Raw genomic sequence first — 17974 nt, 5'->3', positions numbered from 1 at the left:
CATGAAAATCGCTCGTTTTTCAATCGAATTTCCAATCTATACGTGGATATTCATGTTGTTCGCGATCTTTGGCGGAGCCTTCGGGTATTTGTCAGTTGGCAAACTCGAGGATCCAACTTTCACACTCAAGTCCGCTCTTGTCATTACCCCGTACCCCGGCGCCTCAGCATCCGAAGTAGCGACCGAAATCTCAGAAGTTCTTGAAGCTGAAATCCAGCAGATGGACGAAGTCAAAAAAGTCACATCACGCAACACGCAAGGTAGTTCGGTTATCGAAGTCGAGGTCGAAGACCAGTATGGCGGCGATGAACTGCCCCAAATCTGGGATGATCTGCGCGACCGGGTCGCCGACGCCCGCGCACACCTGCCCTCTGGTGCCCTTCCTTCCATCGTGAATGATGACTTCGGTGAAGTGTTTGGCATTCTCTATGCAGTTTCAGCGCCAGGTTTTTCGGACGCGGAAATCTGGGAAATGGCAACATTCTTGCGCCGCGACCTGTTGACCGTCGAGGGTGTCGCCAATGTTGAAATTCGAGGATTGCCCGAAGAGGCTATTTTTGTAGAACCGTCCTCGCAAATCGTCTCGTCTCTCGGGATAGATCCTGGTGTGATCATAAATGCCATCAGCACGTCTACGGCCATTAACCCGACAGGGTTTGTGACCAACGGCAGCGCAAACCTGCGCATTCAGGGCCCTTCAGCCGAGGACAGCGTCAGAGAAATCAGCGGCCTGACGTTCGGATTTCAGGGTAAGGTTTTGAACCTGCTCGACGTCGCCGAGGTCACGCGCGGCCGCGTTGATGCGCCCGCGCATATCCTGCGTCATAACGGACAAGAGATATTTACCCTTGGTGTGTCTGGGCTGCCGTCAGAGAATATTGTCGCGGTCGGTCAACGGGTCGAGGCCGCATTGAATGTGTTGCAGGACATGCTGCCCGTTGGTGTCACCGTGACGCCCATCTATGAACAACACCGTGTCGTCGACGAAGCAAACGGCAGTTTCCTTGTCTCTCTGGCGCTTTCGGTCGGCGTTGTGATCGCCGTTCTCGCCTTGTTTATGGGGCCACGCGCCGCTGTTGTCGTCGGGGTATCTTTGTTGCTGACGGTGATGGCGACATTCTTTTTCATGTATCTGTTCGACGTCAAAGTTGAACGTATCAGTCTTGGCGCGCTCATCATCGCGATGGGTATGCTTGTCGACAATGCCATCGTGATCGCCGAAGGCATGCAACAAGAGATGCGCAAAGGCCGAACGTCGCGCGAAGCTGCTGATACTGCGGCCCAGAAAACCCAAATCCCACTTCTTGGCGCCACGATTATCGGCATCATGGCGTTTGCCGGCATCGGGTTGTCACCTGATGCGACGGGCGAGTTCATGTTCTCGCTCTTTGCCGTGATTGGGATTTCGCTTTTGTTGTCTTGGTTGGTGGCTGTCACCGTGACACCTCTACTGGGTCACTACCTGTTCAAGACAGGTGGTCTTGTCGGCGACGATACCGGCTATGACGGCCCTGTGTTTCGCGCCTATGGCGGCGTTGTGCGTTGGGCTTTGAAGCTGCGCTGGCTTGTCATTGCGGGCCTGCTTGGAACGACCGTTGCTTGTGTCATGGCCTTTGCACAAGTGAAGCAGCAGTTTTTTCCACCGGCAACAACGCCGCTATTCTATCTGGAATACAAAGCCGCCCAAGGCACTGCGATTGGCGAAGTGTCGCGTGACCTTCAGGTCATCGAAGAGTGGCTTTTGGCCCGCGACGATGTAGACGCGGTGACTGCCACAATCGGTCAAGGCCTGACGCGGTTCATCCTCACATACAATCCAGCAACGGCTGACAGCTCATACGGGCAGTTGGTCATCCGGGCCACAAGCGATGAAGTCATCCCTGCCCTGCGCGCAGATCTTGATCAATTTGGTATCGAAGCTTTGCCTTGGGCGGAATTACAGACCAAGCGGATCATCTATGGCCCGCCTGTCAGTTCTGATATTGAAGCGCGCTTTTCTGGGCCTGATGCGTCGGTGCTGCGCGCGCTCGCCGCACAAGCCGAAGATGTCTTGCGCAACGCAACGCCGCTGCTGCACAGCGAACACAACGACTGGCGCGAGACCGAGATTATCACACGGCCCATCTACGCCGAAGATCGCGCCCAAGCCGCAGGAATCGGGCGTAGCGATGTCGCGAACGCGATTGCGCTGGCCACAAATGGCCTCCCCGCTGGCACCTATCGCGAGCGTGACCGACTGATTGACATCGTCGTGCGCACGCCACGCAGCGAAACGACACGTGATGGCCAGCTTTTGGATCAGATCGTCTATTCCACCGCCATCGGGGGCTATCTGCCGCTGAGCCAAGTGATCGACGGTTTTGAGGTTGTGGCAGAAGATCCGGTGATCGAACGGCGTAACCGCGTACAAACGATTACCGTGCAGGCCAACGTCATTGACGGCCTGACACCGCCAACCATCTTTGCAGAAATCCGTCCGTTGATTGAGGCGATTGAACTGCCTGCCGGCTATCGCATGGAATGGGGCGGCGAGTTTGAAAGCGCAGGCGAGGCGCAAGCCTCATTGGGGCGTCAGATGCCGCTTTCCTTTGGGACAATGCTTTTGATCACGGTCCTTTTGTTTGGCAAGCTGCGCCAGACAGCGGTGATCTGGACGATTGTGCCTATGGCGATCAATGGCGTGGCACTCGGCCTGCTATATTCCAATCTCGCGTTCAGCTTTACCGCAATGCTCGGGCTTTTGTCGCTGTCGGGCATGCTGATCAAGAACGCTATTGTTCTTGTCGAAGAGATCGATGCGCAAAAAGAAGTGGGCCTGCCACAGGACAAGGCGATCATCACAGCGAGCGTCAGCCGTCTTCGCCCCGTCGTTCTGGCCGCAGCCACCACAATTTTGGGCATGATCCCCTTGTTGTCTGACGGGTTCTTTGCGGCGATGGCAGTCACGATCATGGGCGGCTTGGGCTTTGCGTCCATCCTGACGCTGATCGGTGTCCCAGTACTTTATCACACCTACCTGCGCAAAGAACGCCTCGCAGACAAGCGCGGAGAGCTTGCGGCGGTAGCTGCATAATAGCTGGTATGCCCGCCGATCGGTTTGAAAAGGTTCAAGTCAGTTCAATGGCTGAACCGCATGACTGGTTGGCGGCGCACCATGGGCAGGCTGGAAATATCTGGCCTGTCACCTTCAAGAAACGCGTGCCGGAAGAATGAGTATCACGCCCGGACATGGCCAACCCGCAAAAATCGGATCAAAAAGGTCGTGGACGACACCGCGTGTGATGACAAGTTCGCCCAGATCTAGGCTATCTTCCGGGCGGTCAACTGTCCCAAAATCTCGTATCCGTTTGTCAGCGCGCAAGATGCAAAGCTGATCTTCAGACGCGGTGCGACATCGCGTGGTCTAGGTTCGAAATCCTCTTTCTTTTGCGGATGTCCGAATGTCCGTCACCAGCTAGCCGACGCGCCATCGCGATTGGTTTGGAACCGAGTGGTTGTAGCACCCATTCCGCGCGGCGAAGCCGGACGGGAGAAAAGGGCTGCAGCGCGAGGCAAGACGTAGACGTCGCACAAACGATCGGTCTCTCCGCCACCTCACTTCTCTAAAGAGACGGCAGTTTCTCGAAAGAGAACACCCTTCCTCTTTTGTCTGTTCCAAAACGGTTTTGCCAACTGATTGGCACAATTTTGAACCGATAAAGGAATTTGACAATGTCTGATTATACCCAAGCAGAGCTGGACGAAATGGCAACTGAATTTGCGGCGATGGACGCAGAATTCAGCGAATTTGGTCTGGATGAGATGGACAGCGAACTCGGCGAGGCTTTTGCCGAGCTGGATGCAGAGCTTGATGCCTCCGGCATCTCGGCGATGGACTTTGATACGATGTCGATCGGTGAACTGGCCGACAACGAATATGACACGCAATTTATTGGCATATTCCTGCGGAACAAAGCCAAAAAGCTGATCGCAACAATCGTCCGTTTGGTGCGCCGCTACAGCAAATGCAAGAAGTGCTTGCCAAAGGTGCTGATTGCGGTGCGTTACTTCAAGGCCAAGAAATACGCTTCGGCCATTCGTGCCGCCTACGATGCATATCGTTGCATCCGCGCTTGCACCAAGAAGTAAAGTCCCCGCTGCGCGGACCCTCCTCCTCCCAAAGGGTCCGCGCACCCCCATTTCAGGAGAAAGCCATGACCCGACCATTGACGAAGAGCGACCTGGAAGAGATCGACCAGTTCTATGAGGAATTCGGCCTTGCCGCTGATAACGATGATGAGATGCCAGAGGATGACGCATCACTCGACATCTTGATCGCTCAGCTTGAAACAAGTTTCGAAACGGTTTCTTCGCTGACACGCCACGCCGCTCCGGCATCCGACGATTTACGTTTGCAGGTGCAGGAACTTGCGCAGCGTCTGGAACAGATTGCCGTCGATCTGGCGCAGATCAACCAAAATCTCCAATAGGAAAGTATCGGTTATGCATGAAGTTACATCCACAAACGCGCGCAAAAAAGCTGCCCCTTACATTATCGGGAAACCAGCCGTCACGCCCGCAAATCTTGAAGAAGTCGACCTGACTGCTCTGGCCGCGCAGCTGACTGTACGCCAGAAAGCCTTTGCGGCGATGGCTGCAGGCGACGACGCGGACGCAGGAGATATTGCGCCGCTCGCCTTTGAGGCGCTGTCCGACCCCAAGACAAAAGAGGTCCATTCGCTCAGCGTCGAGCTGACGGAAGATCATGTTCAAGAGCTTAAGGACACGTATGGCGAAGCGTTGATCATTGAGAAGAACCACAGTCTGCAAATGTTCAGTGGCCTCGCACAATTCGAGATGAGCCACTCGCCGATGCTGACAACGCAAAACGACGACTTCAAAGTCACGCTGAAAGTGATCGATGACGACGGTGCACCTGTAGAGGGCGTGCAGGTCGATCTCTTGGGAGAGCTTTGGTCGGATCGTCAACGCACCAATGCGCAAGGCAAAGTCACGCTGAAATTGCCTGGTGAAACCTATGAAACCCTGACCGAGTTGCGCTTGAAAGCCGCAAGCGGCTTCTGGAGCAGAGTGATTGCTGCGCCGCAATTTGCATCGCGCGATAATGTGGTGCGTGTCTCGGCGTTGCCCACCAGTACGGATGGACCGCAGATTGACCTCTGGGGCAATCAGGCCGTCGGTAATGTGGCGATGCCACAAGGCGACCGCGTGCGCGTTGCTGTGATCGACAGCGGGTTTGCCGATGGCCACCCTGATGTTGTCGCGGCAGGCGGTCGCGGATTTGCCGATGGTGGCGACCCGCAAGAAGACTGGAAATCAGACGACAGCGGGCACGGCACCCATGTTGCGGGCACCATTGGCGCGTTGAACAATGCGATTGGTATGCGCGGTATTGCGGACCGTGTTGATCTGTTTGCATTGCGCGTCTTTCCGGGGGCTACAATTGCAAAACTGATCGCAGCAATTGATACGGCAATTGAATTGGAAGTTGATGTCGTCAACATGTCGCTTGGTGGTAAGGAAAAAAGTGTTCTGTTGCAGCAACGTATGCAAGCAGCGCGCGCTGCGGGGATTCTGTTGGTCGCGGCTGCAGGAAATAGCGGGGGGCCTGTGATGTATCCGGCCGCCTATCCAGAAGTAATGGCGGTTGCTGCAATCGGCAAATTCGGGACTTACCCCGAAGACAGCTTTCATAAGCGCCACGAAACGGAGCATGTCAGTCAAGATGGCCAGTACTTTGCCGCTCACTTCACCTGCCGCGGACCGCAGATTGATGTGTGTGGGCCCGGTGTTGCGGTGATCTCAACGCTGCCCGGTCCCGGATTTGGCAGCTACGATGGCACCTCAATGGCGTCACCACATGTGGCGGGTATTGCAGCTGTTTTGCTGGCGCAGGACGCTGGTATTCAGGCAATGGCACGCGACCTGACACGCTCTGATGCGCTGTTTGCAAAGGTCGTGGGCGCATGCAAACCGCTGGGCTTGCCCTCTGAATTTCAAGGCCGCGGAATGCCGGTTCTGACAGCACAAGGTGCCCCCGCTGACGGGCCCGTCGCAGACGACGACGAGACGCCAGAAACACCGGGCGGAGAAGCTGGTCTGGATATGGTTGCCGATTTGATCCAAAAAGCAATCGAAGCTGCCAGAAAGATCAAGGAAAGCGCCTGAGATCACCCTTGGGCTTCTGACCCGCCAAACACACAGACGCCGGCCCCCTGGTGCCGGCGTCTGCTTTATGCCGAGAGCAAGGACCCATTCGCTCTATAGGATCAGAAAAACTTTTAATATATATCAATGACTTGGTGCACAAAAGTGATCCCGCTTCTCGCGCTGGGCGGCCCAGGCCACTCAGATGATGTGAAGATCACGCCCTTGAGTTTGGCGGCTATCTGCACTGGAATGCGCTGCGAGGCCCTGAAGCAGAATAGCCATTGCTGCGACCTTGCGCCTTGTCCGCGCAGACATCTGGCGAACTGGCGACACCGATTGAATGGGGCTCGCCCCTAGTGCGCGGCGGAATGTACAGCCCCAGCCAAACCCTGCTTCATGACGGAAACCGCCAAGGCTGTCCGGTTCGCGGCACCCGTCTTTCGCATAATTGATTTCAGGTCACCTTTGACGGTCGTTATCGGCAACTGCAGGTCCGATGCGATCAATTTGTTGGGAGAGCCCTTCAGCAAATGCCCCAATACCCGCCCTTCGCGGTGTGTCAGCTTTGATAGCAACTCTTTCACATTGGCGGATGGTGTGACTTCTTGCAGCAACTGGCGCAACATATCTGCGGCCCCGTCTGGCAAGACGCGCTGACCAGAAGCCGCAAGCCGGATGTAATGCGACATCGCACTGGGCGGAATGTTTGATAGCAAACACCCGGCGCAGCCTGCTTCATACAGCGCCGACAAGAATGCCGCATCGACTTGCGACACAACAAGCAACGATTTCAATAATGGCTTGCGGCGGTGCAATGTCGCCAGATCCGCAAACAGCCGCTTTGTGCAGGGTGCTGCATCCTCAATGATCAGCACATCAACATCTGCCGTACAGATGCTTTGGCCTTTCATCAGCGCCTTCAGGTCATCGAACTGCCCTGCAACGGTCATGTTTTCCTGTGCCAACATTGACGCCAGCGCATGTTGAAAGAATGTATTTTTCGAAACGATCGTGATTCTCATGAAATAATGCCCCTTTCAATGCGCACACACTAAAAGTGCTGCCGTTAGCGACGCGTCAGTCACAAACACACATCACGCAGACGATGACCGTTAAGAAATTGACGTAGCGTTACTTTATCTCCCTCCCCACCACGTGTTTGACGCCAGAGGCTGATCGTCCTGACAGCCCCGTCTCAAACCCCTAACGTTTCGTTAACGCTAGGTCAGCCAGAGTGATTCGTGCATTTGGAGTGAAACTGGGACATCAATTTTGAATACTGAAGTCTTTGATGAAACACATTTATCTGTAACTAGTGAATCTGCGCCAAAGCTGCGATCCTTGTATGGCACCAAGGGCACTGAAACAGCGCAGACGGTACCTCGTTTTTCCAATTTCCTTCCAAATGCACCACAATCTATGCATGGTTTTCAGATGGCGGAACACAACCAGATAGTTGCCAGGCTTTTTCTCATTGGTCCGCTTGAGCTGACCGATGCGTCTGGCACGTCTTACACACCGCGCAGCAAGAAAGCCTGCGCGTTGTTTGCGCTGCTTGCACTTGCGCCGCGGTGTCAGCGCACACGCGTGTGGCTGCGCGACAAGCTATGGAGCGAAAGTTCCGAGGGAAAATCTGCCACTAGCCTGCGTCAGATCATTTTTGAACAGCGCCGTGATCTCGGCCCGATTTTTGACGCCATCATTGAAGTCGACCGCCATTCTATCAAGCTGCGTCGCGAAGCACTTTGGATTGACTATCATGCCGTCATGGAAAACCCGTCTGAATTGGCGGCCTTATCCCTGTCACCAGAAGCCGACCTTCTGGAAGGGATGGATATTCAGGATGAGGAATTCGAAGACTGGCTCTTGCTCGAACGCCAAAACTGGCGTGACAATGCCGAACGGCTGTTCGAGCGTGCGGCCCAAACACCCGTGCAGCACCCCCCCGCCAAAGCGCAAGCGCATCATAGCCTTGCGATTGCACCCTTGCCTGCTGCGCGTATTTCATTTGGGGTGCTGCCCAACATCCAGCAAGGCTGTGATGAAACCACCGCCCATGTCGCCGATCATTTGCTGGAAGGCATCATCAAAAACCTGCGCGAATTGCATCCTGTTGATGTCTACGATTTGCGCGATGCGACAGGCCCGTCGGATGGTTTGATCGGGGCAAGCAATACGGATCATTTCATCCGTGTGCGCGCGCTGCAGGTGCGCCAATCCCTGACTTTGACGTTCTTTCTTTATACCGCTGCCAACATGTCGATCGAATGGAGCCAGTCAATCCAGACCACCGTGGATGAGGCGCTAGATTGGACCAATTATGTCTTGTCGGGTTTCATAACGCAAAATGTGGACCGTGTTTCACGTAGCATTGAACGCAAACCAACCGACCGGGCAGCACAAGGCCAAGAGCCAATGATCGCCGGTTATACCGCACTGAATATGATGTTTCGCCTTGATGAGGGGGCACTACAGAACGCAGAGTATCTTTTGTCCCGAGATCAGACCGGCCAAAATGAAGCCCTGTTTGCGGCGCTGCGCACCTATGCCGCCAGCTTCAAAATCGGAGAAAACCTTGGCACGCTGAACCAAGAGACCTTTGGGGATACTGACAAACTTGTCCGCGATGCGTTGAACGATAACCCATTTAACGCCATCTCTCTGGCGTGTTTGGGCCATGTCACAGGCTATGTGTTCCGCAACCATGATCTGGCGCGTGATTTGCTCGAACGCGCGTTGCGGCTCAATCAAAACCAGGCCTTTGTCTGGGATCACTACGCACTGAACCGGCTTTATGCAGCGGACTATGAGACGGCGCAAAAAGCGGCCGAACGCGCGGTTTACTTGGGCAGCTACAGCCCGCTCAGCTATAGCTACGACACCACATTGGCGATGACTTCGACGATGCTGGGCCAACATCAAAAGGCGATCCATGCCAGTCGCAACGCCTTGGGCAAGCAGCCAAAATTTAAGGCCGCGATGCGCTATCTCTTGGTCAATCTGGCACAAACTGGCCGCCATGACGAAGCGACGCGCATCTACAATGAGCTCCTGGTGCACGATCCGGACTTTGCAGACATCGAAGTGCAAAAAGAGCGCTTTCGCATTTCCCAAAAAGACAAAGAAACAAACTTTATTGAGGCGATCAAACGCTTCACCTAAGAGGAGACAGTTTTGGACATCCACGACATTCTTGCGCAACACAAGTTTACAGTCACTGCGACTGGATTGCAGCTGAACGCATCAGCAACACAAGCTGTCGCCAATCCAGATGGTGGTGCCACTGCGGGTGGTTCGCTGTCGTTGCTGGTCCTCAACAGGAACCGGAACCGCAATCGCAATCGCAACAGAAATCGGAACCGCAACAGGAACCGCAATCGCGCGCTGGATGTGGTTGCAGGATCCGGCATGCAAGAGCCCTGGAAGGAACGCGAGAAACTCTACGCCGCGCTAGATCAATGGGCGGATCTGCCCATTCCACTGCCGCCAAACACAGCCCAGTTGCGCCGGCAAGCCGTTGATCTGCTTGCAAAACAAGTATTGTTGCGCACGCCACGCGAAGCACACCGCGAACATGAAATCATGCGTGAGGCATCAATAGAGCTATCAGGTTATCTGCGTCCGCTTGGTATCGAAGATATCGGCGGCTATGAGGCGACAGAGACCTTGTTCTATCTGATCCTGTCACTGACCGATGAAATCGGGCTGCGCTATAAGGACCGCTATAATGTTCTGCGCCCGAACCAGATTGAGCCACGCCTGCGCCCCCTGTTGCCGAACCCGCCACATCAATCCTACCCCTCCAACCATTCATTTCAGTCGTTCTCGGTCGCGTTTTTGTTTTCGCGATTGCTGCCTGAACATCCTGCCAGCTCGGAGCTTTTTGTCAGCGCGCGCAGGATTGCTGAGAACCGCGAATGGGCGGGCCTGCATTATGCCGCGGATACGAATGCGGGATACCAGTTGGCGCGGATGGTTGCCCCAATTCTTGAAAAGGTCTGCGAAAAACAGATGCTCGCAGCGCAAGCAGAGTGGATTTGATCATGCAACAGAGTGGACAGACAGGTCGCGAGATTTATCCGCAGTATGACGCGCTATGGCACCTGAGAACTTTGGGCGTTCTAGATGAAGACCAAGCACCGGTCGGCTGGTGTGTTGAACCCAAAGACAAGCCGACGCGCGTTGCCATTATCGACACGTCCGTGGCCGCAGCACATCCAAATCTGCAAGGCGCGATCAACACTGAATTGTCCATTGATTTCTTTTCTGCGCGGCTGGGGTCCTTTGCTTTCGCGCCGGATGGCCAGGCGACGATTGGCTGTATGTCACTGAACCTAGACACGGAAATCGCAGACGGCTTGCCGCACACTGCGAAATTGCTTGCCGAATTGCGCGACAGGCTTTCGCAGACCTCTAAAGCGCACGCAAACGGTGTGGCACCTTGTACGTCGCCAACCTTTTCCAGCCATGGCACCAGTGTTGCAGGCCTTGTCGGCGCGCGGCCTTGTATCACACAGCAGCTCTTACCGACGGGCGAAACGACGCCATTGGCTTTGCCTTATAGTGGTGTTGATCCGATGTGCGAGATTGTCCAAATCTCGACCAACTTTGATCCCGAACCAGAGGGTCTGATCCTTGCGTTTCTCTATGCGGATATCATCGGTTCTGATGTCGTCTTGTTTCCGCGCAACATTGCCGATCCACATCGGATGATCCCTGAAATCGGTGATATCAAGCTGGGTGAAGAGCCGCTCTCAAACTTGGTGCGCCAGATTGCACCAAACCCCAAACAGGCCGAAGTCTGGGGCGAACTGGCGGAACTGATTGTCAATATTTCGCAGGTCAGACCAGTCGTCTGTGCGGCGGGCAATGCCAATGAGGATGACGGGATTTACCCTGCCAACCTGGCGTCGGAACACAATGGTATCATCTCGGTCGGCGCGGTGAACGCCAAGGGCTATAGAAGCAGCTATTCTGCGACTGGAAACATTACTGTGATGGCCCCAAGCAATGACGCCGAAGCGTTTGATGCCGCCGAAGTGCGGCTTGACCAGCAAAGCGCAGCCTATGACCCCGTCGGTGTGCCCGCGAACAATGCGAACCACAAGTTCTCGAGCTATGATGTGATCACCACAGACGTGCCGGGCCCTGCGGGCTATTCGGGTGGCCCTTTTGCACAGGCAGCCATTGGCAACAGCATGCGCGAGTACGGTTCCTACTTTAACAGATTTGGTGGCACCTCTTGTGCGTCAGCATTGGTCGCGGGGTTTCTTTCGCTTGGCTATTCCACGGGCAAGATCACAGGTCGATCAGGCCTCGACGCAAAGTCTTGGCTTTTGACCCATTGTTATCAACACACCCGCGATGAAGATGCGTGCAATGTGCTGTGCTGGTCTGGCAAGCCCGTTTTCCCTGATGGCGACGGGCAAACGACGCCTGCCCCAAGTTGAAAGATGCCCCGTGAACCTGCCGTCAGACCGCTCTTACGGCAGCAACGCAGGCGTCCTTCGCTTTCAAATGCCATGTCGCGAAAGACACGTCTTGGATTGCGCCGATTCCCCGGCTCGGGTTGGCTGGCTCGGTGAAATCCGCCACCCGGCCAAATGGTGGCTGCCGCATATGCGAGGCCATGCTGCGGCTGCAATAACGGCACCAACCAAAGGCAAGGTTGCGATACACTCGTCCATTCAGGCCTGTCAGCAGGTCATGGGTGCGGCACGCTTTTCGCAGTGCGCGCGCTATGACTTGCTGACAGGTCGGGCCAAGGCCCTCTGCGCGTTTAGAAGCTTTTCGTGAACGACACGTTGAACGACCGGCCCGGCGCCTTCCGGCTGGGGGAAGACAGATGTCCCACGTAATCGGTATCGAGCGCGTTCTCGACACCGAAGCGCACTTCGCTTCCATCAAGCCATCCTTCGGCTTGCGGGGTCCATGTTGCACGCAGGTTATGCACAGTGCTGTCGGGCAGATCATCGCCAAGGGCATCGCGGCGATCAACCGCATGAATGAGTTCCCAGCTCAGATCGAGGCGCTCTTCCCATTTTCTGCCCAGCGTCACCTGTGCCCGGTCCGACGGCGTGTTGCGCCATGTTGCATCGGTGCCATCGGGGTTGAATTCAGTACCCTCACCGATATGTCCGGCAAAATCAGCGTAAAAGCCGCTTGCCGTGCCATAAGAGGCTTCCAGTTCAATCCCGCTGGATTCAACGCGGTCCAGTTCAGTCGCCGTTGAACCGGCCACCGTGTAGCTGGTGATGTCGCTCAGTTCGGTCCGATAGAGATTGCCGCGCATGGTAAAGGTGTCACCATTGGCAAAGACGTCTGTGCTTGTGTATTCGGCCCCAAGCTCGAATGTGTTGGATTTCTCAGACATGCCGATCCGCCGCTGTGCGGTGTCGCTGGTCCCCAGATCATCAATGATCGGCAGACCTTCGGTATAGGCCGCCGAGCCAAAGACAGAGAGCCCCACGCCAAAATCATACGCCAGAGCCAGACCACCCATCAGAGCGTCTTTTTCATAGGTATCGGGAACACCTGCGAGGTCGTTTTCGCTTTCAATACTGGAGCTTTCATAACGCATGGCCGGTGTCACCGTGAATTGTCCCATGCTCATTTCATCAACAACAAACAGGGCAAAACGATCGTTTGTGCCACCCGGCGCACTACCGGCCGTGTTATCGGCACGGATCCGTCGCTGCGCCTCGACCCCTGCAAGCATGTCGTGCGCGATTGCGCCGGTGTCAAACAGGGCGCGGTTTGTCACCGTCAGCTTGGCCGTTTCATAGCGTTGGTCGGCATTTACCGTTTCGAGTAGGAACGGGAAGCTCGGCGTCCCTTCCAAAGGCGAGGACCCGGGAATGTAGTCTGAGTCGATTGCCTGATCGGCATAAGAGAGATTGGCGCGCAGATCGACGAGATCCGTGACCGGGTTAAAACGATACTCGACAGCTGTCTGTGTCGTTTCGGTCAGGCGGTCTACGCGACCAAAGGAATCCGCCGTCGTCACGAATTGGTCATAGGGGACATCCTTGTCGTCTGCGACCGTACTGGAATGGCTGAACATCAGGGAGTGTGCGTCGTCCTGCCCGAAAGTGAATGTGCCCTTCGCGAGGAACGAAGGCGTGCGGAAGCCGCTGTTGCCAATCGTCGTCCCGTCACCTGCCTTGAGGTCGTCCTGATCGCGCAAGGTATAATTCAGCAGAAACTCGGCACCTTCCGTCGGCATCCATGCAAGGTTGGTCGAACTGACCCATGCGCTGCCGTTTGAGCCGAACGACAGGGTCTGGGCGCCCCCAAATCCAGGAACACCGCCGGTAAAGTCCGAGGCGTCCTTTGTTTCCAGTTTCACAACGCCACCAACGATGCCGGACCCATAGGCAAAGCTGCCGATGGTGCCGCGCAACACCTCGACTTCGCGATAGAGCAGCGGATCGGTGAAAAGCTGTGTGCCGATACGGTAAAGCTCTTCCGAGCCGACCGAGGCACCGTCGATCTGGATCGCGATTTTCTGATCCGAACCGAATGTCGTGTTCGCGCCGAACCCGCGGATATTGATACCCGACCCTTGCGGCGTCGTGCCGTTCACTAGGGTGACACCCGGCACGCTGTCGATCAGTTGTGCGACCGTGCTGGCTTGTCGGTCCATGATCTCATTTTCGCCAACAACCGTCCGCGACAGCGCGGTGCCAAAGCTGAGATCGCGTTTACCGCCGGTGAGGATAAGCGTCCCCAGAAAGCCGGGATCACTGTCTTGTGCCGTGGCTGGCATGGCCAGCGACAAGCAGACGAGCGCGGTCGTGCCGCGCATCAAAGAGGTAAGCATTGCGCCATCCTTCGTGTGTTTCAGGCCGAAGCTCGCGAAGGCTGGCGCGGCAGTTTGAATGATTTTGCGCTACGAGGTACCGCAATGGGTTGCAGCATTAATCTTATCCAACTAAAACAGTCAAGTACTTAGACAGCCACGCACCACGTCTTTCGGGCGCAGCCATCGGACCATAAACAAACATCCGAGGACGCCCATGACACAGCATAGCGCTGCCAATCCTTCCGATATTCGCACTTTTCTTGCGGAAAACCCGAAATTGCGCGCACGCGATGCGGCAGACGCCCAAGGCATTACCGAGGCGCAACTCGTTGCGGCCGGCATCGGCCATGGCACCACCCGAATCGCGGCCCACCCCGACCGGATCATCCCCGCAGCCGAAGCCTTGGGCGAAGTCATGGCGCTCACGCGCGTCGATGCCTGCGTACATGAAAAAGTGGGCGAATACGGCAACTACCACCGTGGCGATCATGCGGCGATGACCCTGACCGAGAATGTGGACCTGCGCATCTTTCCGTCACATTGGGTGCATGCGTTTGCCGTCGAAACAGAAACCGCGCAGGGGCTGCGCCGCTCTTTGCAGATTTTCGATGCAGCAGGCGATGCGGTGCACAAAATCCACCTGCGCGAGGGATCGCACCACGCGGCATGGCCCGCAATCGTCGCCGATCTGGCCGTCGCTGATCAGTCGGACAGTCAGGTGGTCGCCGCGCGCGCGCCCGTCGAGGGCCCGAAATCGCGCGCCGACAAAGCCGACATCCTGCGGACAGAGTGGGCAAAGCTGACGGATACGCACCAATTCCTGCGCCTGTGTGCCAAACTCAAGATGAACCGGCTCGGGGCCTACCGGATTGCCGGTGCACCTTGGGTGCGCCAGCTTGCCCCCAAGGCCGCTGATACGATGCTTCAGGCGGTGCGTGATGCCGGGATCGAGGTGATGGTCTTTGTCGGAAACCGTGGCTGCATCCAGATCCACACCGGTAAGATCCATAGCCTGAAACCGATGGGGCCTTGGCAGAACGTCATGGATCCCGGGTTCAACCTGCACCTGCGTCTCGATAAGGTGGCCGAGGTCTGGGCCGTGCACAAACCCACGCAACGCGGACCTGCCGTATCTGTCGAAGCCTTCGATGCTGAAGGCGGCATGATTTTTCAGGTGTTCGGCGTCGGCAAGGAGGGACGCGACTCGCGCGCAGAATGGGGCCAGATCGTGGATTGCCTTTCAACGCTTGTAGAGGTGCCCGCATGAGACACTGGCCTCGTAAAACCGCCTTCCGGACAGGAATATGCGCCGCTTTGTGCAGCACGTTTCTTGCCATAGCTGTCAACGCCGAACAAAGCGCAGATACGCCGCAGGCATCGGCCGATGTGCTATCAATCGGCGGTTCAGTCACCGAAATCATTGCAGCCCTTGGTCAGGCGCACCGCCTCAAGGCGCGCGACACAACGTCCAGTTATCCACCCAGTGTCGCCGACCTGCCCGATGTGGGTTACATGCGCGCCCTCTCGCCTGAGGGTGTACTCTCGGTCGGGCCGTCACTGATCCTGACCGAGGAAGGCGCTGGCCCCCCAGAGGCGCTCGATGTGATCCGTGCGGCGAATGTCGCCCTTGTCGAAGTGCCCGACGCCCTGAGCGTTGCAGGCATCCTGCGAAAGATCGAGATCGTGGGCGAGACACTTGGTGTGCCGGAACACGCTGCCGGATTAATGGCCGAAGTTGAGGCCGATCTCGTGGCGGCGCTTGCGGACGCTGAACGCCCTGAGGGTGACAAGAAGCGCGTGCTTTTTGTGCTGTCCACGCAGGGCGGCAAGATCAATGCCTCTGGTACAGGCACGGCAGCGGACGCGCTGATCCGCATGGCGGGGGGTGTGAATGCGGTCTCCGATTACGAAGGCTACAAACAGATCACCGATGAAGCGGTCGGGCTGGCCGCACCCGATGTGATCCTGATGATGGACAGGGGCGGCGATCATGGGTTGGCGGATGACGAATTGTTCGCCATGCCTGCGGTCCAGTTGACGCCCGCCGCGCAAACGCGTTCGATCGTGCGGATGGATGGCCTGCTGATGCTGGGCTTCGGGCCGCGCACAGCGCAGGCCGTGCAGATGCTGAACGACGCGCTTTATGCAAAGGGAACCTGACCGGTGACTGTCGTATCGGATATCGCGGTCGCCCCGCGCGACCGGTTGAACCACGCCCGCGCCTTGCATTGGATTCTTGCGGTTGCTTTGGGGCTGGCCTGTCTTGTGAACCTGCAGGTTGGCGCGACAGACGTCACCCTGTCATCCGTGCTGGCAAAACTGGCGCAGGGTGAGACGCTGAGCCAGATCGAACGCGTGGTGCTGTTTGACATCCGCCTGCCCCGGCTTGCCATGGGTATACTGGTCGGTGCAGGTTTGGCCGTATCAGGGGCTGCGATGCAAGGTCTGTTCCGCAACCCGTTGGCCGATCCGGGCATCGTTGGCGTGGGGGCCGGTGCGGGGCTGGGTGCGATCCTTGCCATCGTGCTGGGCGCACTCTTGCCCGGCTGGATAATCGACCGCGCAGGCAACCACCTTGTGCCCTTTGCCGCCTTTCTGGGTGGCTGGGGCTCGACCATCCTGCTCTACCGCGTCTCGACGCGGGGCGGGCGCACATCTGTGGCCACAATGCTTCTGGCGGGCATCGCGCTTGGCGCACTGGCAGGGGCCTTGTCGGGTATCCTCGTCTATATCGCCGATGACAGACAACTGCGCGATCTGACCTTCTGGGGTCTTGGCTCGCTTGCGGGTGCGAGCTGGGCCAAGGTGCTGTCCGCCGCGCCTTTGATCCTGCTTTCTCTCGGCACGGCAATGATGCTGGGGCGCGGGCTTAACGGGCTGGCCCTGGGCGAAGCGACCGCTGCCCATATCGGCATCAATGTGCAGCGCATGAAATCCATCGCCATCCTTGCCGTCGCCGGTGCCACCGGTGCGGCGGTCGCTGTTTCGGGCGGGATCGGGTTTATCGGGATCGTGGTGCCGCATCTGCTGCGTCTTGCCGCCGGTCCGGATCACCGGACGCTGCTACTGAATTCAGCGCTTCTGGGGGCGACCCTGCTGATCCTCGCCGATGTCATCGCGCGCGTGGTCATTGCCCCCGCAGAACTGCCCATCGGGATCGTGACAGCCGTCCTTGGCGCACCGGTCTTTTTGTGGATCCTGCTCAAACGTCGCGGATTGGTGGAACTATGAGCCTGATTGCCGAAGATATCCGCGTCTCATACGGCAAGCGCGAGGCGCTGCGCGGCGTGAGCCTGACCGCCCTCCCCGGAGAAGTGACCGCCATCGTTGGCCCCAACGGCTCTGGCAAATCCACCTTGCTCGGGGCGATCACGGCCTCTCTGCCCTATCGCGGTGCGGTCAGCTTGAACGGGCAGGACATACGCGGCATGAAGCCTTGGCAACTTGCAGCACAACGTGCTGTCCTCCCCCAGGCGTCGCGTCTTGCGTTTCCGTTTACGGTCATGGAGGTGGTCCGGCTGGGCCTGCAATCTGGCACGGCAGGAGACAGAGCCGAGGTGCCGATGCAGGCGCTGGCACGCGTCGGCCTCGCGCATTACGCCGACCGGACCTTTCAGGAATTGTCCGGCGGCGAAGCGCAACGGGTCATGCTTGCCCGTGTTCTGGCGCAGGTCTGGGCCCCTTTCGAGAACGGTCAACCACGCTGGCTCTTGCTGGATGAGCCGGTTTCCAGTCTCGATATCGCGCACCAGCTCCAAGTGATGGACATCGCACGCGGGTTTGCCCGCGCGGGTGGTGGCGTCATCGCGGTGATGCATGATCTGAACCTGACAGCGCTTTATGCCGACCGTGTCGCGCTGCTTGCGACAGGCAAACGCATGGCCTTCGGACGGCCGCAAGAGGTACTGACAGATGAGATACTGTCGGACGCCTACGGCTGCGCTTTGCGCGTCTCGGCCCCACCGCCCGCCGGCATCCCCTTTGTGCTGCCTCACGCGGCATCTGCCTGAAAGGACCCCA

The 17974-nt window shown here is 57.2% G+C and carries 13 protein-coding genes; 11 read left to right on the top strand and 2 right to left on the bottom strand.

The window, feature by feature from the left end; genetic code table 11:
* The first annotated feature begins 1 nt into the window (after window position 1).
* The 4 genes from B0B09_RS01650 to B0B09_RS01635 all read left to right on the top strand — a co-directional run bounded on the left by B0B09_RS01650 (window position 2) and on the right by B0B09_RS01635 (window position 6168).
* Window positions 2-3073, top strand: coding sequence for an efflux RND transporter permease subunit (locus B0B09_RS01650; RefSeq protein WP_076658097.1), 3072 nt, complete (start codon window positions 2-4; stop codon window positions 3071-3073).
* A gap of 638 nt (window positions 3074-3711) precedes the next feature.
* Window positions 3712-4128, top strand: a complete 417-nt coding sequence (locus B0B09_RS01645; RefSeq protein WP_055292311.1) for a hypothetical protein — start codon at window positions 3712-3714, stop codon at window positions 4126-4128.
* A gap of 65 nt (window positions 4129-4193) precedes the next feature.
* A complete protein-coding gene (locus B0B09_RS01640; RefSeq protein WP_076658096.1) occupies window positions 4194-4469 on the top strand; it encodes a hypothetical protein in 276 nt (91 codons plus the stop codon).
* Between the two features lie 13 nt (window positions 4470-4482).
* Window positions 4483-6168 carry a S8 family peptidase gene (locus B0B09_RS01635; protein ID WP_076658095.1) on the top strand — a complete coding sequence of 562 codons (1686 nt, stop codon included), beginning with the start codon at window positions 4483-4485 and terminating at the stop codon, window positions 6166-6168.
* Between the two features lie 335 nt (window positions 6169-6503).
* Here the strand turns inward: B0B09_RS01635 and B0B09_RS01630 are convergent, their stop codons facing one another.
* Window positions 6504-7172, bottom strand: a complete 669-nt coding sequence (locus tag B0B09_RS01630) for a LuxR C-terminal-related transcriptional regulator (RefSeq protein ID WP_076658094.1) — start codon at window positions 7170-7172, stop codon at window positions 6504-6506.
* Between the two features lie 397 nt (window positions 7173-7569).
* Between B0B09_RS01630 and B0B09_RS01625 the strand changes: the two genes are divergently transcribed.
* Genes B0B09_RS01625 through B0B09_RS01615 form a run of 3 tightly spaced genes read left to right on the top strand, consistent with a single transcriptional unit; the run spans window position 7570 to window position 11600 of the window.
* A complete protein-coding gene (locus B0B09_RS01625) occupies window positions 7570-9312 on the top strand; it encodes a tetratricopeptide repeat protein (RefSeq protein WP_242654320.1) in 1743 nt (580 codons plus the stop codon).
* 12 nt (window positions 9313-9324) lie between these two features.
* Window positions 9325-10191, top strand: a complete 867-nt coding sequence (locus B0B09_RS01620) for a phosphatase PAP2 family protein (RefSeq protein ID WP_084190700.1) — start codon at window positions 9325-9327, stop codon at window positions 10189-10191.
* Between the two features lie 2 nt (window positions 10192-10193).
* Entirely contained in the window at window positions 10194-11600 is a 1407-nt protein-coding gene (locus B0B09_RS01615) for a S8 family serine peptidase (RefSeq protein WP_076659728.1), read from the top strand.
* Window positions 11601-11929: 329 nt separating this feature from the next.
* On the opposite strand, the gene B0B09_RS01610 is transcribed toward B0B09_RS01615, so the two are convergent.
* Window positions 11930-13972, bottom strand: a complete 2043-nt coding sequence (locus tag B0B09_RS01610) for a TonB-dependent receptor domain-containing protein (protein ID WP_076658093.1) — start codon at window positions 13970-13972, stop codon at window positions 11930-11932.
* A gap of 196 nt (window positions 13973-14168) precedes the next feature.
* Here B0B09_RS01610 and B0B09_RS01605 point away from each other — a divergent pair, with 196 nt between their 5' ends.
* The 4 genes from B0B09_RS01605 to B0B09_RS01590 are packed head-to-tail and all read left to right on the top strand — an operon-like array spanning window position 14169 to window position 17964.
* Window positions 14169-15221 (top strand): hemin-degrading factor, encoded by a 1053-nt coding sequence (locus B0B09_RS01605; protein ID WP_076658092.1) that lies wholly within the window; start codon window positions 14169-14171, stop codon window positions 15219-15221.
* Entirely contained in the window at window positions 15218-16114 is an 897-nt protein-coding gene (locus tag B0B09_RS01600; RefSeq protein WP_084190699.1) for a heme/hemin ABC transporter substrate-binding protein, read from the top strand. The genes B0B09_RS01605 and B0B09_RS01600 overlap by 4 nt, the downstream gene beginning before the upstream one ends.
* A gap of 3 nt (window positions 16115-16117) precedes the next feature.
* Complete coding sequence (locus B0B09_RS01595; RefSeq protein ID WP_076658090.1) at window positions 16118-17185, top strand: FecCD family ABC transporter permease; 1068 nt, start codon at window positions 16118-16120, stop codon at window positions 17183-17185.
* Entirely contained in the window at window positions 17182-17964 is a 783-nt protein-coding gene (locus tag B0B09_RS01590) for a heme ABC transporter ATP-binding protein (RefSeq protein ID WP_076658089.1), read from the top strand. Before B0B09_RS01595 ends, B0B09_RS01590 begins: the two co-directional genes overlap by 4 nt.
* Window positions 17965-17974 lie beyond the last annotated feature (10 nt).

The sequence above is a fragment of the Yoonia rosea genome (assembly GCF_900156505.1).
Taxonomy (GTDB): domain Bacteria; phylum Pseudomonadota; class Alphaproteobacteria; order Rhodobacterales; family Rhodobacteraceae; genus Yoonia; species Yoonia rosea.
This window is presented reverse-complemented; position numbering and strand designations above follow the sequence as displayed.

Coding starts and splice junctions, on each gene's coding strand:
- B0B09_RS01650 (WP_076658097.1), top strand. CDS start 2: ATGAAAATCGCTCGTTTTTCAATCGAATTTCCAATCTATACGTGGATA.
- B0B09_RS01645 (WP_055292311.1), top strand. CDS start 3,712: ATGTCTGATTATACCCAAGCAGAGCTGGACGAAATGGCAACTGAATTT.
- B0B09_RS01640 (WP_076658096.1), top strand. CDS start 4,194: ATGACCCGACCATTGACGAAGAGCGACCTGGAAGAGATCGACCAGTTC.
- B0B09_RS01635 (WP_076658095.1), top strand. CDS start 4,483: ATGCATGAAGTTACATCCACAAACGCGCGCAAAAAAGCTGCCCCTTAC.
- B0B09_RS01630 (WP_076658094.1), bottom strand. CDS start 7,172: ATGAGAATCACGATCGTTTCGAAAAATACATTCTTTCAACATGCGCTG.
- B0B09_RS01625 (WP_242654320.1), top strand. CDS start 7,570: ATGCATGGTTTTCAGATGGCGGAACACAACCAGATAGTTGCCAGGCTT.
- B0B09_RS01615 (WP_076659728.1), top strand. CDS start 10,194: ATGCAACAGAGTGGACAGACAGGTCGCGAGATTTATCCGCAGTATGAC.
- B0B09_RS01610 (WP_076658093.1), bottom strand. CDS start 13,972: ATGCTTACCTCTTTGATGCGCGGCACGACCGCGCTCGTCTGCTTGTCG.
- B0B09_RS01605 (WP_076658092.1), top strand. CDS start 14,169: ATGACACAGCATAGCGCTGCCAATCCTTCCGATATTCGCACTTTTCTT.
- B0B09_RS01600 (WP_084190699.1), top strand. CDS start 15,218: ATGAGACACTGGCCTCGTAAAACCGCCTTCCGGACAGGAATATGCGCC.
- B0B09_RS01590 (WP_076658089.1), top strand. CDS start 17,182: ATGAGCCTGATTGCCGAAGATATCCGCGTCTCATACGGCAAGCGCGAG.